Below are 26,171 nucleotides of genomic sequence, written 5' to 3'. Positions count from 1 at the left end.
GAGGCTTTGTTTTTCCCAATAACAAAACAAATATCGACTATGAAAAACTACAAAATTATTTTCCTGATGTTATTGACCATGATGGGACAGCAGCTGATGGCTCAGACAGAAGTGAAGAAACCCAAAGAAGCCTTTGAACTCTTTTTCGGAACTTTTGTGAATAATGATGAAACAGCTTTGAACAAACTTAACGATTATCTAAGACCTACTGTAGAAGGTCAGAATGCGTATCAGGTAGATTTTAAGGAAACTTCAAAAGAAATGATAAATGGCAGCGTTGAGAATTTTCTGGCTGCTTTCCCAAAAGCTACGGCTTCAGCATGCAAAAAAGAGGCGGAAGAGTATTTTATCGCGATGTTTGGGAATTTTAAAACAGGAAAACTGACTTTTAAAAATGTAAAAGTTGTCCCGAATGAATATGTTAAGGACGAAAAAATTGCAGAAATAAGTTATTCCGTAAGCTTTCTGGTTCCCTCGAAATTAACTTCCGGACCAAAAGGCGATCTGAGTAAAATAAAAGCAGAAGAACTGAAAAAATATCTGGTTCAAGCAGCTCAGGATTTCAAGAATGCTGATAAAACAGTAACAGCTGATCAGAGTTTTAATCTTTACGAAATGAAAGTAGGAGACAAAATATATTATTGGAACGGAAGCCCGGATGAGATTGTTTCTAATCTTACCGATTTCTATTTTGAAAGTTTCGGAGCTAATGAATAGTCTAAAAGTATAATCATAAAGAATAGAAAAGTCCCAATACAACGGGACTTTTTTTATTTCACATACTTTGCGTATTTTTGAGAAAAACCGATCAGTATGAATTTTAAGCCTATATTGTTAACCGCTGGAGTATTGTTTTCAGCATCTTTTTATTCTCAGAAAATGAATTATCCTAAAGCATTAAAAGGAAACCAGACAGATACCTATTTTGGAACTGCCGTTTCTGATCCTTTCAGAGATCTGGAGAATGACTCTGAACCTACAAAAAAATGGGTGGATGAAGAAGTTGCTTACAGCCAGAATTACCTTTCTAAGATTCCGTTCAGGGATAAAATTAAAAATCAGTTGAAGGAAATCTGGAACTATGAAAAAATTTCTGCACCTTTCAAAGAAGGAGATTATACCTATTATTATAAAAACGATGGTCTGCAGGCGCAATCTGTTTTGTACAGAACCAACAACAAGACCAATGCTACAGAAGTATTTTTAGATCCTAATAAATTTTCAGAAAAAGGAACGACATCTCTTTCCAATCTTTCATTCAATAAGAAAGGAAACCTTGCAGCTTATTCTATTTCCGAAGGAGGAAGCGATTGGAATAAGATCATCATCATCGATGCTGTGACTAAAAAACAGATTGATGAAACTTTACTGGATGTAAAATTCAGTGGAATTTCATGGCAGGGAGACGAAGGCTTCTATTATTCAAGCTATGACAAACCTAAAGAAGGAACAGTACTTTCCGGGATGACGGATAAGCACAAAGTATACTTTCATAAACTGGGAACAAAACAGTCTGAAGATAAATTGATTTTCGGAGGAGATAAGACCCCAAGAAGATATCTTAGTGCAGGAGTTTCTGAAGATCAGAGATATCTTATCATTTCTGCTGCTAATGCCACGAATGGTAATGAACTGTATATAAAAGACCTTAAAAAAGGAGGAGACTTTGTACAAATTATGAGCGGGTTTGACATTAATGCCAGCATCGTAGATACACAAGGTGATGATCTTTTCATTTTTACAGATAAAGATGCTCCGAATATGCGTCTTGTAAAAACTACCATTGCTAATCCGGCTCCTGCAACATGGAAAGACGTAATTCCACAAACTGAAAACGTATTGGGAATCTCTTCAGGGGGAGGATATTTCTTTGCAACCTATATGATTGATGCGATAGACCAGGTAAAACAGTTTGATAAAACCGGAAAATTAGTGAGAGAAATTACTCTTCCGGGTAAAGGAAATATCTCAGGATTCGGAGGAAAAGAAAAAGAGAAAGATGTTTACTTCTCTTTCAGCAATTATATTACACCGGGAACGACTTATAAATTCAATGTAGATTCCGGAAAGTCTGAAGTTTATCAAAAACCTAAAGTGAAGTTTAATCCGGATGATTATGTTTCGGAACAGGTATTCTATACTTCAAAAGATGGTACAAAGGTTCCTATGATGATTAATTACAAGAAAGGAACTAAACTGGACGGTAAAAATCCTACTATTCTTTACTCTTATGGAGGTTTCAACATCAGCCTTCAGCCGTCATTCTCTGTAGTCAACGCTATCTGGATGGAAAATGGCGGTATTTACGCTGTTCCAAACATCCGTGGAGGAGGAGAATATGGTAAGAAATGGCATGATGCAGGAACAAAACAGCAGAAGAAAAATGTTTTTGAAGACTTTATCGCTGCCGGAGAATACCTTCAAAGTAAAGGTTATACTTCAAAAGAATACATGGCCCTTTCCGGAAGATCAAACGGAGGATTATTAGTAGGAGCAACAATGACAATGAGGCCGGACCTTGCGAGAGTAGCCTTCCCGGGAGTAGGAGTGTTGGATATGTTGAGGTATAATAAATTTACAGCAGGAGCAGGGTGGTCTTATGATTATGGTACTGCAGAAGACAGTAAGGAAATGTTCGAATATCTGAAATCCTATTCTCCTGTACATAATGTAAAAGCAGGAACTTGCTATCCATCTACAATGATCATTACCAGTGACCATGATGACAGAGTAGTTCCGGCACATTCATTCAAATTTGGAGCAGAACTTCAGGAAAAACAAGCATGTAAAAACCCTATTCTTTTAAGAATTGAAAAGAATGCAGGTCACGGAGCTGGAAGATCAACAGATCAGGTGATCAGCGAAAATGCAGATCTTATATCATTTGCTTTATTTGAGATGGGGATAAAGAAATAACTTAAATTTATACCTATAAGAAAGGCCGGACATTTGTTTGGCCTTTTTCTTTTGCTAAATGAAAGAAAAACAGAATATTAACAGAAGTTTCATGTTTCGTTCAAAAAAATTAACTTTACGGGGACAAAAATAATTGGAATGCGAAAGACAATTTCTGTGAAAAAACCGGATTTTAGTGTATTACCTCAGGAAAAAGAGATTTACAATTTTGAAAAAGACGGCCTTGAACTCAAATCATCCTATGAAAAAAAAGATGTAAAAGATGAATCATTAACGCAGACTTCACCAGGAATTGCTCCCTATCTGAGAGGGCCGTATTCCACCATGTATGTTCAGAAGCCATGGACAATTCGCCAGTATGCCGGATTTTCCACCGCTGAAGAATCCAATGCTTTCTACAGAAGAAACCTTGCGGCAGGTCAGAAGGGACTTTCCGTAGCATTTGACCTTGCAACGCACAGGGGATATGATTCTGACCATTCAAGAGTGGTGGGAGATGTTGGAAAAGCAGGAGTTGCCATTGACTCTGTGGAGGATATGAAAATCCTTTTCAATGAAATTCCATTAGATCAGATTTCAGTTTCCATGACCATGAACGGAGCTGTACTTCCTATTTTGTCTTTCTACATCGTGGCGGCAGAAGAGCAGGGAGTAAAACAGGAGTTGCTTTCCGGAACTATTCAGAATGATATTTTGAAAGAATTCATGGTAAGAAATACTTATATCTATCCGCCAGCACCTTCCATGAAGATTATCGCAGATATTTTTGAATACACTTCGCAAAATATTCCCAAATTCAATTCCATTTCCATTTCCGGATACCATATGCAGGAAGCTGGTGCAACGCCTGTACTTGAAATGGCTTACACATTGGCAGATGGTCTTGAATATGTAAGAACAGGAATAAAAGCAGGAATGAACGTAGACGATTTCGCCCCAAGGTTATCCTTCTTCTGGGCAATCGGAATGAATCATTTCATGGAAATTGCGAAAATGCGTGCCGCAAGATATATCTGGGCAACCCTTTTGAAACAGTTTAATCCACAGAATCCAAAATCTCTGGCATTAAGAACCCATTCACAAACTTCAGGATGGTCTTTAACGGAGCAGGAGCCTTTCAATAATATTACAAGAACGGCTATTGAAGCGTTGTCTTCAGCATTAGGAGGAACGCAGTCTCTCCATACCAATGCACTGGATGAAGCTATCGCCCTTCCTACAGATTATTCGGCAAAAATTGCAAGAAATACACAGATCATTCTTCAGCAGGAAAGCGGAATATGTGATGTCGTAGATCCGATGGGAGGAAGTAACCTTGTAGAAAGCCTTACTCAGCAAATGATTGAGGAAGCAATGAGGTATATTGATGAGGTAGAGCAGGAAGGAGGAATGACCAAAGCCATTGAAGCCGGAATTCCAAAAATGAGAATTGAAGAAGCCGCAGCAAAAAAACAGGCTAAGATCGATAGTGGTGAGGAATTTATTATCGGAGTCAATTCATTCAAATCCTCATTGAAGCAGGATCAGATAGAAATTTTAGATATTGACAATACTGAAGTTCGCAGAAAACAAATTGAAAGGTTAAATACGATCAAAGCAGAAAGAAATACAGAAGCTGTTGGGCAAATCCTGAATGACATCCGCGAAAGCGCGAAAACAGGAAAAGGAAACCTTCTGGCTCTATGTATCGAAGCCGCAAGAAGAAGAGTAACCCTTGGCGAAATGAGTGATGCCATGGAAGAAACCTTTGGAAGATATAAAGCAAACATTAAAACAATCTCTGGTGTATACGCAATGAATGCCGGTAAAAACGAATACTTTGAAAAAGCCCTTAATCTGACTCAAAAATTTGAAGAAGAAGAAGGACGCCGCCCAAGGCTAATGGTCGCTAAAATGGGGCAGGATGGACACGATAGAGGCGCGAAAGTAGTAGCTACAGCATTTGCCGATATGGGATTTGACGTAGACGTTGCTCCATTGTTTCAGACGCCGGAAGAAGTGGCTAAGCAAGCGGTAGAAAATGATATTCACATTTTGGGAGTTTCTTCATTGGCTGCAGGACACAAAACATTAGTTCCTCAGGTAGTGGAAGAATTATCTAAACTGGGAGCAGACGATATTACCATCGTTGTAGGAGGAGTGATTCCGCAACAGGATTATGAATTCCTTTATGCCAATGGTGCTGACTTTATTTTCGGGCCCGGCACCAATCTTCCGAAATGTGCAGTGGAAATTTTAGAAAGATTTTTAGAAAAATAAATAGAAAAACTTAATTTCTGTACTGAAATTAAAACATAACCTATGAATCTGAAAAATATAATAAAGCCTACGAGGAAAAAGCTGTTTCTTCTCGTAGGCTTATTTATTATCGCCGGTGCTTTCCTTTTAGCTTCAGGAAAAAATAAATCCATACAAAGCTCAAAAACCGTTGCAGATACTGCTTTGGTTAAGGAACATTTGACAGCACTTACCCAAACAGCGCAATTTAGAAATCATAAAAATATTGACCAGCTGAGTCATATCGCAGATTATATTCATCAGACGTTTGCTCCTTATGGAGACAGTACCGCTTTTCAGGAATATAAAGTAGACGGGAAAATTTACAAAAACGTTATTACTTCTTTTGGAACAGAAAATACCAAACGGATCATTATTGGAGCACATTACGACGTTTGTGGAGATCAGCAGGGAGCAGACGATAATGCCACCGGAGTTACTGCCCTATTGGAGCTCGCTAGAATGTTGAAAGGACAGAAGCTGAAGTACAGAGTAGATTTGGTTGCTTACACGCTGGAAGAGCCGCCTTATTTCAGAACCGAAAATATGGGAAGCTATATTCATGCAAAATACTTAAAAGACAACAAAATTGATGTCTATGGAATGGCCAGTGTAGAAATGATAGGTTATTTCCGAGACGAAAAAGGTTCTCAGGGTTTTCCTATAGGTATTCTTTCCTGGATATATGGTGATCAAGGAAATTTTATTATGTTGGCTAAAAAGATGACTGGAGCAGGCCCATTTGTAAAAAGCTTTATTAAAAATTTTAAAGGCTCAAAGCAGATCAAAACAGAGACGTTCTCTGCTCCCAAATTCATTGCAGGAATAGACTATTCCGACCATTTGAACTATTGGAATTTTGATATCCCTGCCCTCATGATCACCGATACTTCTTTTTTCAGAAATAAAAATTATCACCAAACTACGGATACTTTGAAAACACTGGATACAAAACGGATGACAAAGGTAATTGATGCCATTTTTCTCAGTATTATTCACCTGAAGTGAAAAAAAATATTATGATTTTCAGAAAAATGTATATATTTGCACCTGAAAATCAAGTTTAACCAATAAAAAACAACGAAGCAATGTTCAGAGCTAATCAGAATTCTACAGTTGGATTGCCACTTATGGTGGTAAGGCTTCGCGGTTTGGTACATTCTTAGAATAACAGTACAATGAAATATCAGAACCCGAAGTCGTAGAGATTTCGGGTTTTTTATTGCGCAATATTTCAAACTTCAAGTTTCCCCGAAATCTTTTTTTAGTGTCATTAAGGGCAAAATAGGAGGAGGTCATTCCTCAGAACTATTAAGTCTATTATTAATCCATTCAACTAGTATTTTAGTTGATTAAAAGTTGTGTGAGATAAAAAATAATTAAGTTTCTATAATCTCACATCAGGCTTCTGTTCACAATGGAAAATGATAACCTTCTGCATTTCCGCCTGAGAAGCGTAAGAAGCAGAAAAAGAACAATTAGAAAAGATGTAGAAAAGCAGATAAGAACAAAATATAAACGTAGTAGAGAGCTCTGGAAAATAAGAAGAAATCTTCCGTTGATACCATTAGATAAACCTTATCAAAAAGGATTTGTAAGATTCTTTGTCGTAAGGGATGATGTAAAACAATCCAAGGACGGAGATTTTTTCGAAGGAATTTTAAAGAAGATAAATACCTATATGTATTCTGATAACCGAAAATTTCTAAAAAAGAAAAGAAAATTAGGAAGAAAGATATATGTAGAAAGAGAACAGAAGCTCAGGTATATTACTTCATTTTCCTGGAATTATCCAAAATGGGAACTTACCGACAGAGAAAGACAATACTTTGAAAAGAAGGATGACTATTGTCCTGTCCGTAAAATATTCGGAACCTACTACAAATTTACTGAACCATGGAGATTTACTCTGAGAGTAAAACCCAACATGATTACTCATTACAAACCCTTGGATCTGGAGCTGGAAAAAGAATATGCGGCGCTGGATTCCTATTTGGGACAGCATAAGGTAATAGGGATTATTCACAAGACTATTTTATGTAAGTCGAATCCATGGAAAGAAAGGTATCAAAGAGAACTTATCAAAAGCAGGAAATATGTTACCTGCACAATGTCTGCAACAGAGATTGCAGAAAGCTTACAGGACTTATAGGTCCAACTGTTATTTAAAACAAAAACAATGGGAAATTTAAAACTAAAAGGAAAAGATATATTAAAACTGGGCTATCCAAATAACCAAAGCGTCAATGTAGCATTGGAAGTCATGAAAAGAAATTTTGCAACGAAGAATATTCATCATGTAAAAGCTATTTTAAAGGAGATCCTGCTGAATCCGGAAGAATTTGAAAAAGATCTGACTTTCGGACAAATTGCAGAAACTTTGCTTTCATCCAAAAAAACTGAAAAAAGAATGCTGAATTCACAACGTGCTTCGTTTCAGATTTTTGGTAACAATATCTCAGAAGAGGCAAAAAATCAGTTGTACACAGCTTTGAAACTGCCTGTTTCTACTCAGGGAGCATTAATGCCGGATGCCCACAGCGGGTACGGACTTCCCATAGGAGGAGTTCTGGCAGTGGAAAATGCAATAATTCCTTACGGAGTAGGGATGGATATTGGTTGCAGAATGAGCCTTAGTATTTTGGATACACCGGTTTCATATCTTGAAGGAGCAAGAGATAAATATGAAAAAGCGCTTGCTGAGCATACAAAATTCGGAATGTATGAAACGCATAAATCTCACATAGATCATGAGATTTTCGACAGAGATACATTCGATATGATCCCGATCTTAAGAAGATTAAAGGGAAAAGCCATCAAACAGATGGGATCCTCAGGCGGAGGAAATCACTTCGTAGAATTCGGGGAAGTGGAAATCACTGAAGAGGACGAACAAATTGGTCTCCCAAAAGGAAAATATCTGGGAATACTTTCTCACAGTGGCTCAAGAGGCCTGGGGGCAGAAATAGCACAATATTATTCAAGAATGGCGACAGAACAATGTCCGTTACCAAAAGAAGCACAAAACTTTGCATGGCTGGATTTGAGTACCCATCTTGGATTGGAATACTGGACGGCAATGAACCTTGCCGGAGATTATGCTTCAGCCTGTCATGATGATATTCACAGAAGGCTTGTAAAAGCAGTTGGTGGAAGAGTGAAAGCCAGAATTGAAAATCATCACAACTTTGCCTGGAAAGAAATCCATAACGGTAAAGAAGTAATCGTTCATCGAAAAGGTGCAACACCTGCCAATGAGAATGAATTGGGAATAATTCCGGGATCTATGACCGCAAAAGGGTTCATCGTTCGCGGTAAGGGAAATCCTGAATCCCTGAATTCAGCATCACACGGTGCAGGAAGAGCTCACTCACGAGGAGAATGCAGAAGCCTTTTCACTCAGCATGATATCAAAAAAGAGCTGAAACTTAAAAATGTCACATTGATGGGCGGAAATGCAGAAGAAGCACCAATGGCCTACAAAGACATCAATGAAGTGATGAATGCACAGTGTGAGCTGGTAGATATTCTGGGAACATTCCAGCCGAGAATTGTGAGAATGGACAAATAATGCGCCTCATACTTTATAACCTTACAGGTTTCAAAAACCTGTAAGGTTTAATCAGAAAATATTGAAAAACAAAAAATGGGAGCACCACATAACATAAAACGATACGGTGAAGTCTGGCCGGAATTCAGAATTCAGTCAGGACTCGGAATTTTAGATAAATTAAAAGATAAAGTCATTATATCAGGGGGTTGGGCATGGCATTTTATGTCAGAAACAGGACATACAGAATACAAGCATGCCCATGACCACAAGGATATTGATGTTTTTGTAAAAAAAGAAAATGTAGCAGAAGTAGTTATCATTCTTCAGCAGGAAGGATTCCAGAAAGTCTGGACACGATATGACCATCTGCCGAGTGACGAAAACTTTCGCAGGTATGAAAAAACAGTTGAACTGAAAAATGAAAAACTTTACAGAATTACCATAGACTTCTTTGAAAGAGATGATCTAGAGACAGTAGAAACCAATGGTTTTACCGTTGTGAGGCCTGATATTTTACTTTCTTTTTACAGAAATATTCACTCCAGTGACAAATGCTGGGCAGTGATGGCCGCAAAAGAACTATTACAAAAGGGAATAAATCCGGTTGGAAACCCTTTATTAAGCAAAATGCCAACATAAAAAATGGAAAAATTAATACAGATCACTTCGGGAAGAGGCCCTTTAGAATGCCAGTGGGTAGTAGCCAGGGTTCTAAAGGCCTTTCTTGAAGAGGCAAAACACAATACAATAGAATACGAAATCATTCATCGTGAAAATGGAGATGAAAACCTGACATTAAAATCAGTAACCCTGCTTTTGAAAGGAAAAGACCTAAGCTTGTTTTTAAAAAGCTGGCTGGGAAGTGTTTGCTGGATAGGGAAAAGTACATTCAGGAAGCTCCATAAAAGAAGCAATTGGTTTATCGGAATTTTTGAACTGGAAAATGTAAAAATGACTGATTTCCATGAAAAAGATATCCGGTTTCAGACTGTAAGAAGCCAGGGAAGTGGAGGACAAAACGTAAACAAGGTGAATACCGCTGTACGTGCCACCCATATTCCTACCAACGAAACTGTTTTTGTACAGGATTCCCGTTCACAGCTGGAGAATAAAAAACGGTCTGTGATCAGACTCAAAGAAAAGGTGATGGCAGTTTATATACAACAACTGGAAAGAAAACTGAAAGAAACCTGGTCGATGCAGATGCAGGTAGAGCGCGGAAATCCGGTTCGTACATTCTCAGGGACAGATTTTAAAAAGAATTACGAAGACAAGACATTTAAGAAAAGAAGAAATGCCTTGAAAAATGAATTAAAAAACTACAGAAATGACCTTAACTAAAAGTAAATATTATTTTGAAGCATTAGACTACTTTCCTTTCAACCTTGCTGAGTGCATGGATGCATTGAACTACGCTCTGTCCTATGAACCGGAAGATGCGGACAGTCTTTGTCTCATGGGAAGAATATATTCAGAAGAATTAAAGGATTATGAAACTGCCAAAAAATACTTTGATGAAGCCATGCAGAGTAATATTGGGAATATTAATACTCCCAAATATTATATTGAATGTCTTTTGAGTAATGAAGATTATAGAGAAGCAGAAAAACTGATTGAATTTGCTTTGAAACTAAAAGGAATTGATAAATCAGAAATCCTGACCTGTCTTTCTCTTCTTCAGGAGAGAAGCTTTGATTACAAACAGGCTTTGGCAACACTTAAAGAAGCTAAAAAATTTGCTTACAACCGTGCAGCACTCGAAATTATTGAAGACAGAGAAAAACTGGTTAAAAGAAAAGTAACCAGGACAAGAACCGTAAAAAAGGCCGAATAATCTTTTTTTTGATTTATAATAAAACAGTACGACTACTTCAAAAGTCAAATCATTTGACTTCTGTCATTCTGACGAATGAAGAATCTTATTGATAACCATAAGCGTGAGATTCTCCATTACATTTCGTTCAGAATGACAATTTTGAGGTAGTCTTATTTTTTATTCACGGAGATCAGATAATCATACACCATTTGATGTTGGTCATCAGTAAGCTTGGCCTTCGGAGCCATTCTGCTTAAAGTATTGATCCATCCCTGGTTGTCATGCTTGGTTGGCTCCGGAAGCTTATGGCATTTTGCACAGGAATTTTCAAAAATGGTTTTTCCTTGCGCCAACTGCTCAGATGAGGTGTACTTTGGCCCGGTAACAGCCACACTTTTCGGTCCGCAGGATACCAGAAATGCCGATGCTGCAATACCTGTTAAAATGAATTTTTTCATATCCTAATATTTTTTTGATGATTACTTCTTTACAGAAACAATATAATCATAAACCCATTGATGCTGTTCATCCGTCAATTTTGCCTTTGGAGCCATAGAATTCATGATTCCTACCCATTGCACAGGGTTGTGTGAAGCAGGATCTGGTAATTTATGACATCTTCCGCAAGAGTTTTCAAAAATAGTTTTCCCCTGAGCAATCTGTTCTGCAGTAGAGGTAGAGGTTCCTGCAGTAGTAGCGGACGTAGAAGCTTTCGGCGTACAGGATACAAGCAAAATAGCCGTAAACGAAGCCGCAGCGATGAGTTTTTTCATGTTTCTTCTTTTGATATAAAACAAATGTAATAAATTCCTGAAGCCGTTGATACAGGATATTCTAGTTTTAATTTAGAAGAAATAAAAACTAAATTCATAAAAAATTGATAATTCCAAATAAAGCCAATTTGTGTCTTTTGTGTGATCATTATGATCCAGGTATTGACCATTCACATTTTAATTATTAATTTTGAATTAATGAAATTTTCTACAGAAGAGCTAATAGAGGGAATACAGTCAGGAAACAAACGCCTGATTGCAAAAGCTATTACATTGGTTGAAAGTAAAAAAGAAGAGCACAGAGTACAGGCAGAAGAACTTTTGAAGAAAATTATGCCTCTTACCGGAAACTCTGTGAGGGTAGGAGTAACGGGTGTTCCAGGAGCAGGAAAATCTACTTTTATAGAAAACTTTGGTCGCCTGGTTATTGCTCAAGGAAAAAAGGTTGCCGTTTTGGCTATTGATCCCAGTTCGGCCATCAACAAAGGAAGTATTCTGGGGGATAAAACCAGAATGGAAGAATTGGCCAAAGAAGAAAATGCATTCATTCGTCCTTCTCCTAGTTCAGGATTTCTGGGAGGAGTAGCCAATACTACTTTTGAAACCATGATGATCTGCGAAGCTGCAGGCTATGACTATGTTTTAATAGAAACTGTAGGAGTAGGGCAATCAGAAGTTCTGGTGGCTGATATTACCGATGTCTTCTTATTCCTTAAAATCATTGGAGGAGGAGATGAACTTCAGGGAATAAAACGAGGGATCATGGAAATGGTAGACCTTATCTTCATCAATAAAGTAGATCAGGACAATCTTCAGAAAGCAAAAAATACAAGACTTGAATTAAAAAGAGCTCTAGACTTTATTCCGCCTAAAGAAAAAGGATGGAAGATTCCAGTTTTACTAGGTTCTGCACTTCATAATCAAGGATTACAGGAAGTCTATGATACAATATTCGAATTTATTGATCTGAAAAAGAAAAGCGGGCGTTTTGAAGAAATCCGTGTTCAGCAGGCTGAAAAACGATTTGAATATTGGGTTCAGGAATATATTTTATCCCTGATGAAAAAAAGTAATGCTGTGGAGGAAGCTTATCATATGCACAAAAAAAATGCTTCAGCCATGGTTTCCAATCCAAGTACTGAAGCAAAATTATTTGTTGAAAAATTTTTATCGAACGAAAACAGGGATTAAAGTTTCTCTTTGTCCTGTTTTACCTCAGTTTTAGAAATGTATCCATCATAAGTAATGGGCTGTCTGTCACTACTTCTCATAGAAACGAAAGCTTTTCCGTTTTTAAATACTTCAATATTAACTTCGTCTACGTTTCTTACATCTTTAGGTTTGAACTTAAAAGTCCAGGTTCCTTTTTTATTCTGAGTTTTAGTTACCGTAAAATCTTTTGAAGTAAATCGGTAGCTGTTATCACTGGCACTTCCAAAAGTTGGATTGAACATCCTTCCAAAATAAGGCAACACTACATCCAGTGTATTTTTACTGACATCAATGGTATAATCTCCATTCAGATTAAGCAGCCTTGTTGCAGTGGCATTAGGCATTGAATTCATGACATTAATAACATCATAATTCGTAGGATTGGCTCTTTGTGCATAGAACGTAAATTCCTGGGAATTTACTAAAGTATCCACTGTTTTCGGATCTAATGAACCTTGTGAAGCACAGCTCTGAAATAAGAACAGGAATCCAAAAATCATCAGTAAAGAAATATACTTTTTCATAATGATATAATTATTAAATTTAAACAGCAAAATGTATGCAAATATATTCTTTCTGAAATATTTTGGAATAAAAATTGTTAAGGTTGAATTATTAACACTCAAACTATGAAAGTTACACATCTATTAGGAATGGGAGCTATTGCTCTGTCGGCTGTTGCCTGTACTACAAACCCGATTACGGGGAGGTCTTCTTTACAGCTGGCCAACAATTCGGAAATTTTAACAATGTCTTCACAGGAATATAGAACGACATTGTCTAAAGGTAAAGTGATTACCGGTACGGCAGATGCAAAGAGAGTGGTAAATGTAGGAAACAGAATTAAAAATGCGGCAGAAAGATATTATCAGAGTATTGGAAGATCAGCAGATCTTGCAAGCTACAGCTGGGAATTTAATCTTTTGCAGAGCAATGAGCTGAACGCCTGGTGTATGCCTGGTGGAAAAGTTGCAGTCTATACGGGAATATTACCGGTAACAAAAGACGATAACGGACTTGCCGTTGTAATGGGACATGAAGTTTCTCACGCGCTGGCAGGCCATGGAAACGAAAGAATTTCTCAGGCAATGGTTGCTCAGTATGGAGGGGCAATCCTGGGAGGAACAATCTCAAATTCACAATGGGCAAGTGTTTTCCAGAAGGTTTACCCTATCGGTTCACAGGTTGCTTTATTGAAATACGGAAGAGGTCAGGAATCTGAGGCAGATGAAATGGGGCTTTACTTGATGTCTATGGCAGGATATGATCCAAGAGCAGCCATTCCTTTCTGGAACAGAATGGAAGCCGCATCTACAGGAGCAAGACAGCCTGAGTTCTTATCTACCCACCCGAATCCGGAAACAAGAATTTCAGATATCAACAAAGATCTTCCGAAAGCTTTAGAATATTATAAGGCTGCGGGAGGAAAATTATAATTAGAATTTTAATCTTGAGTAAGGCCTTATTAAATTTTTAGTAAATTTGATAAGGCTTTTTTATGTAACCACCTAAACACAATATTATGAAGAGTTTATCAATTACCGGACTTATCCTTTTAGCTGTTTCTGCATTACTTTTCTATTTAACAACCGATTTTGCCGTAGAGCAAATAAAAATTTCTCACATTATGGGAATCATGGCGGGAATCGGGATCGGGCTTATCATTGGAGGAATGGTAGGCTATGTAAGTAAAGGAAGCGCTATAAAAGCGGAACAGAAGAAAAAAGAATTCAAACAGCTGCAGAAAGACAAAGAAGAGCTTGAAAAACAAGCTGCAGAAATTGCAAAACGCCAGGCTGAACTTGAAGCACAAAATAAAAACCCTCAAATTTAAATTTGAGGGTTTAAAGTTGTTATTTTCAATAATTCATTAGAATTTATATCCTAAACCTACCATAAACAAATTAGGTCTGTTATCATATCTGATTTCCGAACCGGAAACTTTGTTGATGAAATTTCTTTCGTCTTTGCTGAAAGCGCCCTCATATCTGGCATTTACAATAAGCTTTTTGATTTCAAGCTGCGCACCGAACTGGTATCCTACTGTAAAGTCATTTTTAGCATTTTCTTTGAAATCGTTGTAAGTGTTGTCTTTATTTAAGTTAAAACTTCCTACAGGTCCTACAAAAACGCCCAGCATATTCCCTAAAAGATTATATCCTAAAAGAACCGGAACATCGATACGGTTGCTTTTTACATCAAAAGTAGTGTTCTCTGTAGTAAACTCATTTTTGAAGTGAGTGTAATAGATTTCCGGCATCACAAACAAGGAAGTAGGAAGACCTACTTTTAATGAAAGCCCAACATTGAAACCTACATTATTTTTACCTGTTCCTTCAATCGCATCATTCACTGTTCCTTTGATATTGGACCATGAAGGTGAGCCTGTCGGAAAAATTAAGTTGGCTTTACCTGCCAGTGAAATCTGTGCAGATGCCCACATTGAAAACCCTAATAACGCTATACTAAGTACCTTTTTCATTATCGTCTATTTTTGTATTTGTCGTTTCAATCGTTTTATTATTCTCAAGTAAATATTCTCTCAGCTCTTTAAACAGTTCTGAAGAATAAACGAAGTCAATCAGATTTTTATTGCCTGCAGTAATCAGAATGTCTTTGTTGCCTTCCCATTCTTTGATTCCCAGTCTTAGGTATACAATTTTCTCGCCAATCGTCATGACAGAGTTCATATCGTGGGTATTGACGATGGTTGTGGTGTTGTATTCTTTTGTGATCTCGTAAAGAAGATCATCTATTACTTTTGAAGTATAGGGGTCAAGTCCGGAATTGGGCTCATCACAGAACAAATATTTGGGATTGTTTACAATTGCTCTCGCAATAGCAACCCTTTTCTGCATTCCCCCAGAAATTTCAGAAGGATATTTCTTTTCGGCTTTATCAAGGTGTACTCTTCCTATTACTTCAAAAACCCTTTTCTTTTTTTCTCTGTAGGTAAGATTGGTAAACATGTCAAGAGGAAACATAATGTTTTCTTCAACAGTTAAAGAATCAAATAATGCACTTCCCTGGAATACGGTTCCGATTTCTGAACGGAGATGTTGTTTTTCATCTCTGGTCATCGTATTAATATCTTTCCCATCAAACAGGATTTCTCCTGATGAAGGCATATAAACATTCAATAAACTTTTTAGAAAAACGGTTTTCCCGGAACCACTCTGCCCAATGATTAAGTTTACTTTTCCTTTATCAAATGAAGTTGAAATTCCCTTAAGCACTTCAACATCATCAAAACTTTTCTTAAGATCTTTTACCTCAATCATCAGCTTAATATTAATTGGGTTAAAATTAATTCAGAGATAATAATGAACACCATTGTCCATACTACGGCCTGTGTACTGGCTCTACCTACTTCCAAAGATCCTCCTTTTACATTATATCCGAAGTAGGAAGGTACTGTTGCAATGATAAAAGCGAAAACGGTGGTTTTGGTAAATGCATAATAAATGAATAAATTAGGCATATACATTTGAATACCAACAATATAGTCGTTTTCTGTCCAGTTGCCTGTTAAAATTCCTGCAATATATCCTCCGAGAATACCAAATACAATACTGATGGCAATAAGCAGAGGATTAAAAATCATACAAGCGATAATTTTCGGAAATATGAGGAAGTTGGGTGAATTTACTCCCATAATATCCAATGCATCAATTTGCTCTGAAACCCTCATCGTTCCAATACTGGAAGCAATATATGATCCTACTTTACCGGCCAGAATAAGGCTGATGATGGTAGGGGCAAATTCCAATACCAATACTGCTTTTGTAGCGTATCCTACAAATGATGGAGGAATAGGAAAGGAAGAGGCGTCAAAGTTGTTGAACATCTGAATAGCAACTACAGCCCCCACAAAGATTGATGTGAAGACGACAAGCCCGAAAGAATTTACTCCCAAATCATTAATTTCTCTCATGAACAGCTTCCAGAATACTCTCATTTTCTGAGGTTTCTGCAGGGATTTTCCCAAGAGGATAATGTATTCCCCTATCGCTGTGAAAAACTTTTTTAACATACTGCTAAATTAGACTTTTTTATTTAATTGGGCTAGGGTCAAGAATAAGACCAAAGCTTGGTTTTGTGTTAAAATTATTTCAATATTTTTGTTATTCCGTTCTTCATTTTGCATTTTTATCTCCTCCAATCACCAATAAAACGGTTTTTAAAATAATAACCAGATCAAGTACGAAACTCCAGTTTCTTACATAGAAAGCATCTGCCAGAACTCTTTTTTTCATTTCTACTTCCACATCTCCGAAGTCACCACGCAGTCCATTTACTTGTGCTAGTCCGGTAATACCAGGACTTACCATACTTCTCAGACTGTATCTGCCGATTTTAGGTTTGTAATAATTGTCGACAGCCAGCATGTGAGGACGCGGGCCTACCACAGACATTTCTCCTCTCAGCACATTGATGAATTGAGGAAGTTCATCAAGACTGGTTTTTCTTAAAAACTTACCCACTCTGGTAATTCTGGAATCATTGACAGAGGTGGTTTTGGTGGTAGATTCATCATTCACAACCATTGTTCTGAATTTAATACAATTGAAAACCTCTTCATGAAAACCGTATCTCTTCTGAATGAAAAATACTGGACCTTTGGAAGTTGTTTTGATTAAAATTGCAATGATTGGGAATACCCACGAGCAGATTAAAACCAATATAATAACAGAAAAGAAAATATCAAATGTTCTTTTCATCAGGAAATTAGAAAAATAATCTAATGGATATCTGGCCTGATTAAGGACGGGTTGGGTCTGTATATAGCCAAGGTCATAAAGGAAAAAATCACTTTGTGTGATACTTGGAATCAGCGAAATATGAATCTTATGATCTTCGGCCAGTCTGAAAATTTCATTTTCCATTGCTTCGTCATAGGAGTTTTCCATCGATAAAAATAAGGTGTGGATTCCGTTCTTTTTCCAGAAATCTACCAGTTCACTGATCTTCACCGCGGTATGTTCGTATTCAAATATTCTGTATCCATAATCTTTACGGTCTGTAAAGATATTCTTCAAAATTTCTGTGGAATGGTTGTCTCCTAAAAACATTACATTTCTGTAGTTGGCTCCAAGAGATCGCAAGTACTTGATCGCGAAATAGACTAATGATTTTGCAAGAAAGATGGCAATAAAAAGGTAAAGGGAAAGCCAGTAAATATCCGAATTGAAAAATACATTCTTACTTACCTTTCCTATAAGCAGCACTCCCAGTATAAAAAACAGGAAATGAATTAAAAGCCGTTCAAGAAACAGGGTATAAGTGAGGTTTCTCGGGATATTGTATATTTTTGTCCTACCACTTAATAGTACCCAGAACAAAAACAACAGAACCAGAGAAAAACTATTCTGATACCAGGTTTCTTTATTGTATTTTAAACTTTCATTTCTGCTTATAAAAAAGAATATGAAGATAGATGCAATAACCATGAGGTCAAGCAACATAATGATTGATTTCAGGTATCTAGAGTATCGAATTCTCTGCATCTATCGGTATTATAGCGAATAAGCCCGGCTAATTTACACTTTTTTACGGGATATTCAGATATTTGTGCGTCTGAACAGAAGCCTGCCATTCAGGGTTTTCCAGAATGAAATCTGTGATCTTGGGATACATATCGTTTCTTTTGCTCCATTCACTCTGAAGATAAAGCTTACAGTTTTCAGAAACTTTTGCAGCCTGTTCCTGAGCAAAAGTAAAATCATGCTGGTTGAAAATAATCACTTTAAGCTCATTGGCCTTTTGATAGATCTCTTCTTTAGGAAGTCCTGTTTTCTTAGGGGAGAGAGTAATCCAGTCCAGTTGCCCGCTCATAGGATACGCTCCTGACGTTTCGATGTGCACTGTACATCCCAATTCTTTCAGTTTGGAGGTCAGGATATCTAAATTCCACATTAAAGGTTCACCGCCAGTCAATACAATTGTTTTACAATGTCTGGCAGCTGTTTCTGCAATTTCTTCTGCATTCATCAAAGGGTGGAGTTCCGGATCCCAGCTTTCTTTTACATCACACCAGTGACATCCAACATCACAACCTCCCAGCCTGATAAAATAGGCGGCTTTTCCGGTATGTGCTCCTTCTCCCTGTAAAGTGTAAAAATGCTCCATCACAGGGAGCATTTTACCTTCTTTTAATAAAATATCTTCTTCTTTATTCATTTTAAATTAGTCGTTATAGACCGAAGTTTTGTAAGCAATGATGGTGTTTTTCATCAGCATCGCTCTTGTCATTGGGCCTACTCCTCCAGGTACGGGAGTGATCCAGCTTGCTTTGGCAGCACAGCTGTCAAAATCCACATCACCTGCAAGATAATATCCTTTTGGAGAGTCATTATCTACTCTTGTAATACCCACGTCAACAATTACTGCTCCTTCCTTGATCATATCTCCTTTTAAGAAATGTGGATCTCCCAAAGCGGTAATGACGATGTCTGCTTTTCTTGTATATTCTTCGATGTCTTTCGTGTATGAGTGTGTAAGGGTAACAGTAGAGTTTCCAGGGAAATCTTTTCTTCCCATCAAAATACTCATTGGTCTTCCTACAATTTTACTTCTTCCGATAATGACACAGTCTTTTCCTTTCGTTTCAATATTATATCTTTCCAATAAAGTTAAGATCCCGAAAGGAGTTGCCGGTAAGAAAGTATCCATTTCAAGAGCCATTTTACCGAAGTTTTCCGGGTGGAAACCATCCACATCTTTTCTAGGGTCAATAGCATTGATGATCTTTTCCTGATCAATCTGATCTGGTAAAGGCAGCTGAACGATAAATCCGTCTACCGCTTTAGACTTATTAAGCTCGTCAATTTTTTCCAATAGTTCAGATTCAGAAACAGTGCTTGGAAACTTGATTAAGCTGGATTGAAATCCTACTTCCTCACAGTCTTTCACTTTAGAGTTTACATAGGCCTTGCTAGCTCCGTTATTTCCTACAAGAATAGCTACCAAATGCGGAGCTCTTCTTTTGCTTGCGAGAATCTTTTCTACTTCTACCTTGATCTCCGCTTTAATTTCCTTGGATACTTTAAGTCCGTCAAGAATTTCTGCCATTTTTACTTTTTTACTTTATAGATTTACTTTTACTTTCTTTTTACTTACTATTTATTTTCTTTATAGTAATTGATCAATCCGTTGGTAGAGCTGTCATGAGAGCTTATTGCTTCATTATTTTCAAGCTCAGGAAGGATTTTATTGGCTAATACTTTTCCTAATTCTACCCCAAACTGGTCAAAGCTGAAAATATTCCAGATGACACCCTGAACGAAAATTTTGTGTTCGTAAAGGGCGATCAATTGACCTAATGAGAAAGGAGTTAATTCCTTGAATAATATGGAGTTAGTTGGGGTGTTTCCATGGAAGACTTTGAAATTGATCAGTCTGTCTATTTCTTCATCAGATTTTCCGGAATTTCTAAGCTCTTCTTCCACTTCTTCTTCCAGTTTTCCGAAGGCAAGTGCCTCAGTCTGAGCAAAAAAGTTCGCTAATAATTTATCTTGGTGATCAGAAACATGGTTCGGGCTTTTTGCATAGGCAATAAAATCTGCCGGAATCAATTCTGTTCCCTGATGGATTAACTGATAGAATGCATGTTGTCCATTGGTTCCAGGTTCTCCCCAGATGATCGGTCCCGTTTCATATTCTACGAATTCACCATTTCTGTCTACACACTTTCCATTACTTTCCATATCTCCCTGCTGAAGATACGCTGCAAATCTGTCCAGATATTGAGAATAAGGTAAGATGGCATAAGTGGTTGCTGCATAAAAATTACGGTACCAGATTCCTAAAAGTCCCATTAATACGGGAACATTTTCCGAAAATTCTGCTGTCTGGAAGTGTTGGTCTGTATCAAAAGCACCTCTTAAAAGCTGCTCAAAGTTTTCATATCCTACAGAAAGTACAATACTTAATCCGATAGCACTCCAAAGAGAATATCTTCCGCCTACCCAGTCCCAGAATTCAAAAATATTTTCTTCTGCGATTCCAAACTTCTTAACTTCTTCAATATTAGTAGATAAAGCAACGAAATGTTTTGCTACATCTTCCTGTTTTCCTGCTTTCAGAAACCAGTCTTTAGCTGAATTGGCATTCGTCATTGTTTCCTGAGTCGTAAATGTCTTGGAAGCAATGATGAATAAAGTAGTTTCAGGATTTAAATCTTTTACTACTTCTGCGATATGATTTCCGTCCACGTTGGAAACAAAGTGAGCGTTTAATCTTGTTTTAAAATGCTTTAAAGCTGAACAAACCATAACAGGACCTAAATCTGATCCTCCGATTCCGATGTTGACTACATCTGTAATCTCTTTTCCGCTGAAACCTTTATGTTCTCCTGAAATAATCTTCTCAGAAAAAGATTTCATATGCTCAAGAACTCTCTTGATCTGTGGTTTGATATTTTCTCCATCTACGATAATTTCACGGTCGGAGAAATCTCTTAAGGCGGTATGAAGAACAGCTCTCCCTTCTGTTTCATTGATTTTATCTCCTGAGAACATTTTGGAAATAGCATCTTTTAACTGGCTTTCTTCAGCAAGTTGTAGTAAAAGATTCTTTGTTCTTGAATCGATTAAATTTTTAGAATAATCAAAAAGATAATTGTCCTTTTGTAGAGAAAACTCATTAAAACGGTTCGGGTTATACTGGAAAAGAGTTCTAAGATCAAAGTCATTTCCACCGAAGTGTTCGTCAATTGCTTTCCAGCTGCTAGTTTGTGTTGGATTTATTTTTGATAGCATATTACAGAATTTTTATCAATCAGAAGATCATATATCGGATGAGAATAGGTCATAATCCATAATGATTTATTTCTGATTTGCAAATTTACGGAAAAATAAAACCTCTGATAAATTTGAAGACGATAAATAACATTTTTTTAAAAAACAAAACCCCAGAACAGGTCTGAGGTTTTGTAAAATGTGTTTTGTGGTAGGAGTTTTCAATACTATTCATCCATTTCGTTCAGAATGTTTTCCAATTGTTTTGCGCTTCCTCCATAGATGTATTTTGTCCATAGAACAATGCTGGTTATAAACCCTAACGTTCCTATCAGTACTGCAATGATTAATCCCTGTTGATGAGAAGCAGAAAGTTCTGGTAAAGACTTTCCCTGCTCTTTCATCGTATTGTAGATAACCAGTCCAATAGTAATAAGTAAATGTGGAAGTAATAAAAATCCAAAAGACTGATATCTTTCCATATTCAGACGAAGTTCATGATATATTTTCCAAAGACTGTTTTTAGTGTTTCCGGTATAAAGTTCCGTCTGTTTGTAGAATTTATAAAATCCTAGCAGATAGTATGAAGAGATAACCACCATCATCGTATAGGATACATAATAAATAATGTACTGTGAATGAGGGAATTTGAACTGTAAAGGGAAAAAAGCGATCAGAATGATGGTCAGAATCTGCATAGGAAATTCTTTCTTCATGTTTTTCTGGATTTTTTCTATAGGGTGTTTGCTTTCCTTTAATTGCTTTATGGTATCAGGAATATGGACATCGCTGTCTTCTTTATTCCACTGTTCTTTTAATTGATCAAAATTCATAACCTGATTTTTTTATGATTTGCTGTATTTTTTCTTTTGTTCTATTGAGTTTTACTCGCGCGTTGCCTTCACTAAGTCCTAAATTATTCCCTATTTCTTTGTGAGACATCCCTTCCATGAAATAAAATATGACGGCTTTTTCCAGAGAGTTCAGTTCCTGAACGGCCCTGTAGAAAATTTCCAGCTGCCTATCTTTGGTGGGATTATAATCTTCCTGCTGAACTTCAAAGTGCGAAGGAGCATCTGTGTGATTATTAGATCTTTGCTTTTCCTTTTTTAAATAGGTAATTGCAGTATTGATGGCAACCCGGTACATCCATGTGGAAAACTCACTATTGCCTTTGAAATTCTGGTAGGACTTCCAAAGCTGGATTAGGATTTCCTGCTGCAGGTCTTCCCGGTCTTCTACGGAATCTGCATAGATCCTTGAAGCTTTATATAAAATGCCCTTGTGCTGGTTGACGAGCTTTAAAAAAGCGGTTTCAGTTGGATTGCTCACAATCGTTTCATGGTTTGGTTATAATTATAAGCTTGATACAGGTTTTACCTTGTAGCCTTTTGCCTGTAGAAGAGGAATAATTCCGTTTTCACCCATAAGATGAGAGCCTCCAACGGCAAAGAAAGAACTTTCTTTTTTCATCATGTCCGGCATTACTTTTACCCAATTTTGATTTCTGTTGGTCAGCATGGCTTTTTCCTGTCGGGCATTCATGAATCTTTCATCCTTAAAAAGACTGTAAAGAGATTGTACATTTTCATTTTTAAAAGCTTCAATCATCTTTCTGAATAATATTTGATATTCCTTATCCATTTTCAGTTGAGCAATAGTGCTTTTCAGATCATACGCTTCATTGATTGATTTCATCTGATCTTCCACTTTTTCAAGTCCTTTGATGCTTTTTTTATCTTTTATTGCTTTCTGAAGAAGTTCCATTTCGTAAAGCTTTACTTCCGTCTGAGGGCAGGGGATTGCTTTGGTAGAAAGAAGAGCATACAATGCCTGAGGGCTTGAAGAATCTATACTTTTCAGATCCGTTCCGTAATTGGCAAGAACAGTATTCAGCTCTTTAGCTTCTTCGGGAGAAAGCTGATCCGATATTTTTTTATCTGCTTTAAACATTTTCTGTAATGACATCATTTCAGCGGGATCTGTATAATTGATTTCCATAACAAAGTTGTCAGATTTCTCAAGCGCTTTCAATACCTTAGATTTGATCTCAAAATCTTTACTGCATAAGATATGAAAAGTTCCGGTAATATAAGAAGGCTTCGAAAGTCCGTTGCCGGATATTTCCCAAAGCAGGCTGTTTTCTTTGTTTTTACTTTGTGCGTTGGCTGTTATGAAATTCAATGACAGTAATGCTGCGAATCCAAGTTTTATTAAATTTCTCATTGTATTAATTTTTTTGATTTTCTGTTCTTTTAAACAGTAGGTAAAGCAGGCATTACAATCGTTACAGTTTTTTTCAAAAAAAGATAAAAACCTCCTGAAAACAGGAGGCTGTAAAATCTAAAATTATGATGATAACCAATTGGTTAGGATGGTTTTTTTATTCCGGGTTTTTTGGATATTCAGGTTTTGAAATTTTTCTTTTTCTTAAAAAATAGAAGATTGCAGCAGCAATTAATAGGAGTGGCCATACATTGATAAGCCCCACAATAATTCTCTGAATCAGATAAAAACCGTATACAAAGCCATCTTTAGCATCATAGATGAAATTGTATTTATACTTATTATCAATACTTGTAGGGTTGGTAACAGCAATTTCTGCAATACGCAACTGAGGTTCTTTGATGTAAATGTCAATCGTGCTGTATTTCAGATCATCCGTCATGTTCATGCTGGAAAGCTTTTGAAGATTTGCTTCAGACATATTCTCATCATCCAGCGTTACTTTATCTTTATTTGTTTTCAGCTTGCTGATGTTCTCAGAAGTTTTTTGATTTCTTTTCCCTTCTAGTTCAGAATACTTGATGTTGGCCGTAACATCCTCAGCATTGATGGATCTTGAATTAAGAAATAATTTATTGGTATTGATCGCTGTCAATAATTCTCCCAGTTTTTCCGTTGGAATACGTACCTGCATTCTGTTCTCTGTCTGGTATTTTTTAACCAGCATCGCCTTTTCATTGGATGTGTTGTAGGTGTTTTCAGAAACAACGTTACTTTGAAGATTACTATTGGTAACAAATCCTCCAAGCTCCTGAACCGATTTTTCAATAGCAATCGTTGCATTATACACATCTTTTACTTCCATGTTCACATCAGCTGTTTTGATGAACTGTTTGTCTTTTACTTTCATTTCTGCAACGGATGAAATACTGTCGGAAACAATAGCAGAAGCAGAATCTGTTGTAGCATATGCTTCAAGGTCTGTTGAAGCTACTTCTCCTTTTTTACATGAATAACTTCCTAATAAAAGTATAGCTGACAGAGATAATTTAATGTAAGTGGTTTTCATAGCGCTAATTTTTGTTGTTTTGCTTGAGTCAAAGTTCAGTCAGGATCTTTTGTAACACTTGAAAATCAAAAGTAAAAACCTTGTAAATAAAATTTTCGGTTTTAATGAATTGAAATATAGTATTTTGTAAAATAAACTTGAGCTTCAGCCATTGCTTTCGGAGCAGTTTTTGCTTATCTTTTACAAACCAAAACTACAATCTATCACTATGTCAAATACTTTTTCCAAAATCAGAAACGCAATAGGATTATTCACATCTATAGATTTTGATCAGCTGAGCGCCATTTCTCAAAAAGTGGATTTGCCAAAACTGATGCATAATTTCTCAAAACTGGATGATAAACAGCTTTCCGGGCTTATGAAAATGCTCGATCCCGAAAAGAAAAAGAAAGAACTTCCTCCCATTGATGGAGACTTTTATGATATCTACCATACTCTTACTCCTGAACAGCGTGAAATTCAGCTTAAAGTAAGAGCGTTCATGGAAAAAGAAGTTAAACCTCTGGTCAATCACTACTGGCTCAGAGATGAATTTCCTTTTGAGCTGATCCCAAAATTTCAAAAACTGGATATCTGCGGGGTTACTTATGAAGGGTATGGTTGTCCGGGAATGCCTTTCCTGATGGAAGGTGTTATTGCCATGGAGATGGCAAGAGTAGATGCTTCTATTGCCACTTTTTTCGGAGTACAATCCGGACTGGCAATGGGTTCTATTTATATCTGCGGATCGGAAGAGCAGAAGCAAAAATGGCTTCCGCAGATGCAGAAATTTGAAAAAATTGGTGCCTTTGGACTTACGGAGCCCGAAGTTGGATCAGGAGCAGCAGGCGGACTGACAGTAACCTGTAAAAAAACACCTGAAGGCTGGATTCTTAATGGCCAGAAAAAATGGATCGGGAATGCTACTTTCGCTGATCTGATCATTATCTGGGCAAGAGATCTGGATAGCGGAGAAGTGAAAGGTTTTATTGTAGAAAAAGATAATCCGGGATATTCCGTAGAAAAGATCAAAGGAAAAATGGCGTTAAGAATTGTTCAGAACGGATTGATTACCTTAAAAGACTGTCTCGTTACCGAAGAAAACCGTCTGCAGAATGCCAATTCCTTTAAAGATACAGGTAAAGTACTGAGAATGACAAGAGCTGGAGTAGCATGGATGGCCACAGGTTGTGCACGCGGAGCTTACGAAAGTGCTTTGGATTATACCCGAAAAAGAGAACAGTTTGGAAGACCTATTGCCTCATTCCAAATGATTCAGGGACATCTGGTGGAAATGTTGTCTAATCTCACTGCCATGCAGACGATGGTTTTCAGACTGTCTGAAATGCAGGATGAAGGAATTTTAAAAGATGAACATGCTTCTTTAGCCAAAGTTTTCTGTACCCTCAGAACAAGAGACATTGTTTCCAGAGCAAGAGAAGTAATGGGAGGAAACGGAATTTTGCTTGAGTACGATGTGGCCCGGTTTGTTGCCGATGCAGAAGCCATTTATTCTTACGAAGGAACAAAAGAAATCAACTCGCTCATCGTAGGACGATCGATAACAGGTTTCAGTGCTTTCGTATAGGTGACAGGTAGCAGATGGCAGGTA

Annotated in this window: 27 protein-coding genes; 13 read left to right on the top strand and 14 right to left on the bottom strand. The window is 37.1% G+C overall.

All coding sequences use genetic code 11. The features are described 5' to 3' along the window. The first annotated feature begins 39 nt into the window (after nt 1-39). From PZ898_RS13855 to PZ898_RS13815, 9 genes are all read left to right on the top strand, one after another. Entirely contained in the window at nt 40-717 is a 678-nt protein-coding gene (locus tag PZ898_RS13855) for a hypothetical protein (RefSeq protein ID WP_277693572.1), read from the top strand. 162 nt (nt 718-879) lie between these two features. Beyond that, a complete protein-coding gene (locus PZ898_RS13850; RefSeq protein ID WP_228436871.1) occupies nt 880-2,916 on the top strand; it encodes a prolyl oligopeptidase family serine peptidase in 2,037 nt (678 codons plus the stop codon). A gap of 138 nt (nt 2,917-3,054) precedes the next feature. Beyond that, nucleotides 3,055-5,175 carry a methylmalonyl-CoA mutase gene (gene scpA, locus PZ898_RS13845; RefSeq protein WP_062676050.1) on the top strand — a complete coding sequence of 707 codons (2,121 nt, stop codon included), beginning with the start codon at nt 3,055-3,057 and terminating at the stop codon, nt 5,173-5,175. A gap of 42 nt (nt 5,176-5,217) precedes the next feature. Beyond that, on the top strand, nt 5,218-6,201 hold the full coding sequence (locus PZ898_RS13840) for a M28 family peptidase (RefSeq protein WP_241280303.1): 984 nt from the start codon (nt 5,218-5,220) through the stop codon (nt 6,199-6,201). Between the two features lie 409 nt (nt 6,202-6,610). Continuing rightward, nucleotides 6,611-7,345, top strand: coding sequence for a hypothetical protein (locus PZ898_RS13835; RefSeq protein ID WP_062676049.1), 735 nt, complete (start codon nt 6,611-6,613; stop codon nt 7,343-7,345). A gap of 27 nt (nt 7,346-7,372) precedes the next feature. Further along, nucleotides 7,373-8,764, top strand: coding sequence for an RtcB family protein (locus PZ898_RS13830; RefSeq protein WP_062676048.1), 1,392 nt, complete (start codon nt 7,373-7,375; stop codon nt 8,762-8,764). Nucleotides 8,765-8,839: 75 nt separating this feature from the next. Further along, complete coding sequence (locus PZ898_RS13825; protein ID WP_062676047.1) at nt 8,840-9,385, top strand: hypothetical protein; 546 nt, start codon at nt 8,840-8,842, stop codon at nt 9,383-9,385. 3 nt (nt 9,386-9,388) lie between these two features. Beyond that, a complete protein-coding gene (gene prfH, locus PZ898_RS13820) occupies nt 9,389-10,087 on the top strand; it encodes a peptide chain release factor H (protein WP_216443705.1) in 699 nt (232 codons plus the stop codon). Further along, nucleotides 10,074-10,580: a hypothetical protein gene (locus tag PZ898_RS13815; RefSeq protein WP_277693571.1), complete on the top strand. Its 507-nt coding sequence runs from the start codon at nt 10,074-10,076 to the stop codon at nt 10,578-10,580. The genes prfH and PZ898_RS13815 overlap by 14 nt, the downstream gene beginning before the upstream one ends. A gap of 152 nt (nt 10,581-10,732) precedes the next feature. Here PZ898_RS13815 and PZ898_RS13810 read toward each other — a convergent pair whose 3' ends face one another. Further along, the gene (locus PZ898_RS13810; protein WP_034692685.1) at nt 10,733-11,020 is read right to left on the bottom strand and encodes a c-type cytochrome; all 288 of its coding nucleotides are present in this window, start codon (nt 11,018-11,020) and stop codon (nt 10,733-10,735) included. Between the two features lie 21 nt (nt 11,021-11,041). Further along, the gene (locus PZ898_RS13805; protein ID WP_062676044.1) at nt 11,042-11,335 is read right to left on the bottom strand and encodes a cytochrome c; all 294 of its coding nucleotides are present in this window, start codon (nt 11,333-11,335) and stop codon (nt 11,042-11,044) included. Nucleotides 11,336-11,533: 198 nt separating this feature from the next. Here PZ898_RS13805 and meaB point away from each other — a divergent pair, with 198 nt between their 5' ends. Beyond that, nucleotides 11,534-12,526, top strand: coding sequence for a methylmalonyl Co-A mutase-associated GTPase MeaB (meaB, locus tag PZ898_RS13800; RefSeq protein WP_277693570.1), 993 nt, complete (start codon nt 11,534-11,536; stop codon nt 12,524-12,526). Here meaB and PZ898_RS13795 read toward each other — a convergent pair. Further along, nucleotides 12,523-13,071, bottom strand: coding sequence for a DUF4251 domain-containing protein (locus PZ898_RS13795; protein ID WP_277693569.1), 549 nt, complete (start codon nt 13,069-13,071; stop codon nt 12,523-12,525). The genes meaB and PZ898_RS13795 overlap by 4 nt on opposite strands. 105 nt (nt 13,072-13,176) lie before the next feature. On the opposite strand from PZ898_RS13795, the gene PZ898_RS13790 reads away from it, so the two are divergent. Both PZ898_RS13790 and PZ898_RS13785 read left to right on the top strand, forming a co-directional pair. Then, entirely contained in the window at nt 13,177-13,983 is an 807-nt protein-coding gene (locus PZ898_RS13790; protein ID WP_062676042.1) for a M48 family metallopeptidase, read from the top strand. A gap of 86 nt (nt 13,984-14,069) precedes the next feature. Then, nucleotides 14,070-14,381 (top strand): hypothetical protein, encoded by a 312-nt coding sequence (locus PZ898_RS13785; RefSeq protein ID WP_062676041.1) that lies wholly within the window; start codon nt 14,070-14,072, stop codon nt 14,379-14,381. Nucleotides 14,382-14,417: 36 nt separating this feature from the next. Here the strand turns inward: PZ898_RS13785 and PZ898_RS13780 are convergent, their stop codons facing one another. From PZ898_RS13780 to PZ898_RS13730, 11 genes are all read right to left on the bottom strand, one after another. Then, nucleotides 14,418-15,029: an outer membrane beta-barrel protein gene (locus tag PZ898_RS13780; RefSeq protein ID WP_062676040.1), complete on the bottom strand. Its 612-nt coding sequence runs from the start codon at nt 15,027-15,029 to the stop codon at nt 14,418-14,420. Next, complete coding sequence (locus PZ898_RS13775) at nt 15,013-15,828, bottom strand: ATP-binding cassette domain-containing protein (RefSeq protein WP_062676039.1); 816 nt, start codon at nt 15,826-15,828, stop codon at nt 15,013-15,015. Before PZ898_RS13775 ends, PZ898_RS13780 begins: the two co-directional genes overlap by 17 nt. After that, nucleotides 15,828-16,580 carry an ABC transporter permease gene (locus PZ898_RS13770; protein WP_062676038.1) on the bottom strand — a complete coding sequence of 251 codons (753 nt, stop codon included), beginning with the start codon at nt 16,578-16,580 and terminating at the stop codon, nt 15,828-15,830. Before PZ898_RS13770 ends, PZ898_RS13775 begins: the two co-directional genes overlap by 1 nt. Nucleotides 16,581-16,683: 103 nt before the next feature. Further along, complete coding sequence (locus tag PZ898_RS13765) at nt 16,684-18,054, bottom strand: exopolysaccharide biosynthesis polyprenyl glycosylphosphotransferase (RefSeq protein ID WP_120233264.1); 1,371 nt, start codon at nt 18,052-18,054, stop codon at nt 16,684-16,686. A gap of 43 nt (nt 18,055-18,097) precedes the next feature. Then, entirely contained in the window at nt 18,098-18,727 is a 630-nt protein-coding gene (locus tag PZ898_RS13760; RefSeq protein WP_110009928.1) for a 7-carboxy-7-deazaguanine synthase QueE, read from the bottom strand. A 6-nt stretch (nt 18,728-18,733) separates the two neighbouring features. Beyond that, nucleotides 18,734-19,618 (bottom strand): bifunctional 5,10-methylenetetrahydrofolate dehydrogenase/5,10-methenyltetrahydrofolate cyclohydrolase, encoded by an 885-nt coding sequence (locus PZ898_RS13755; protein ID WP_034692667.1) that lies wholly within the window; start codon nt 19,616-19,618, stop codon nt 18,734-18,736. Between the two features lie 47 nt (nt 19,619-19,665). Next, nucleotides 19,666-21,306, bottom strand: a complete 1,641-nt coding sequence (pgi, locus tag PZ898_RS13750; protein WP_277693568.1) for a glucose-6-phosphate isomerase — start codon at nt 21,304-21,306, stop codon at nt 19,666-19,668. Between the two features lie 206 nt (nt 21,307-21,512). Further along, entirely contained in the window at nt 21,513-22,118 is a 606-nt protein-coding gene (locus tag PZ898_RS13745; protein WP_277693567.1) for a hypothetical protein, read from the bottom strand. Then, nucleotides 22,108-22,617, bottom strand: a complete 510-nt coding sequence (locus PZ898_RS13740; RefSeq protein ID WP_062676033.1) for an RNA polymerase sigma factor — start codon at nt 22,615-22,617, stop codon at nt 22,108-22,110. Before PZ898_RS13740 ends, PZ898_RS13745 begins: the two co-directional genes overlap by 11 nt. A 24-nt stretch (nt 22,618-22,641) precedes the next feature. Continuing rightward, entirely contained in the window at nt 22,642-23,511 is an 870-nt protein-coding gene (locus PZ898_RS13735) for a TraB/GumN family protein (protein WP_120233260.1), read from the bottom strand. 157 nt (nt 23,512-23,668) lie between these two features. Next, a complete protein-coding gene (locus PZ898_RS13730) occupies nt 23,669-24,580 on the bottom strand; it encodes a DUF4349 domain-containing protein (protein WP_277693566.1) in 912 nt (303 codons plus the stop codon). Nucleotides 24,581-24,788: 208 nt separating this feature from the next. Between PZ898_RS13730 and PZ898_RS13725 the strand changes: the two genes are divergently transcribed. Beyond that, nucleotides 24,789-26,147, top strand: a complete 1,359-nt coding sequence (locus tag PZ898_RS13725; protein ID WP_062676030.1) for an acyl-CoA dehydrogenase family protein — start codon at nt 24,789-24,791, stop codon at nt 26,145-26,147. Nucleotides 26,148-26,171: the final 24 nt, after the last annotated feature.

This window comes from Chryseobacterium sp. WX, assembly GCF_029542485.1.
Taxonomy (GTDB): domain Bacteria; phylum Bacteroidota; class Bacteroidia; order Flavobacteriales; family Weeksellaceae; genus Chryseobacterium; species Chryseobacterium cucumeris.
This window is presented reverse-complemented; position numbering and strand designations above follow the sequence as displayed.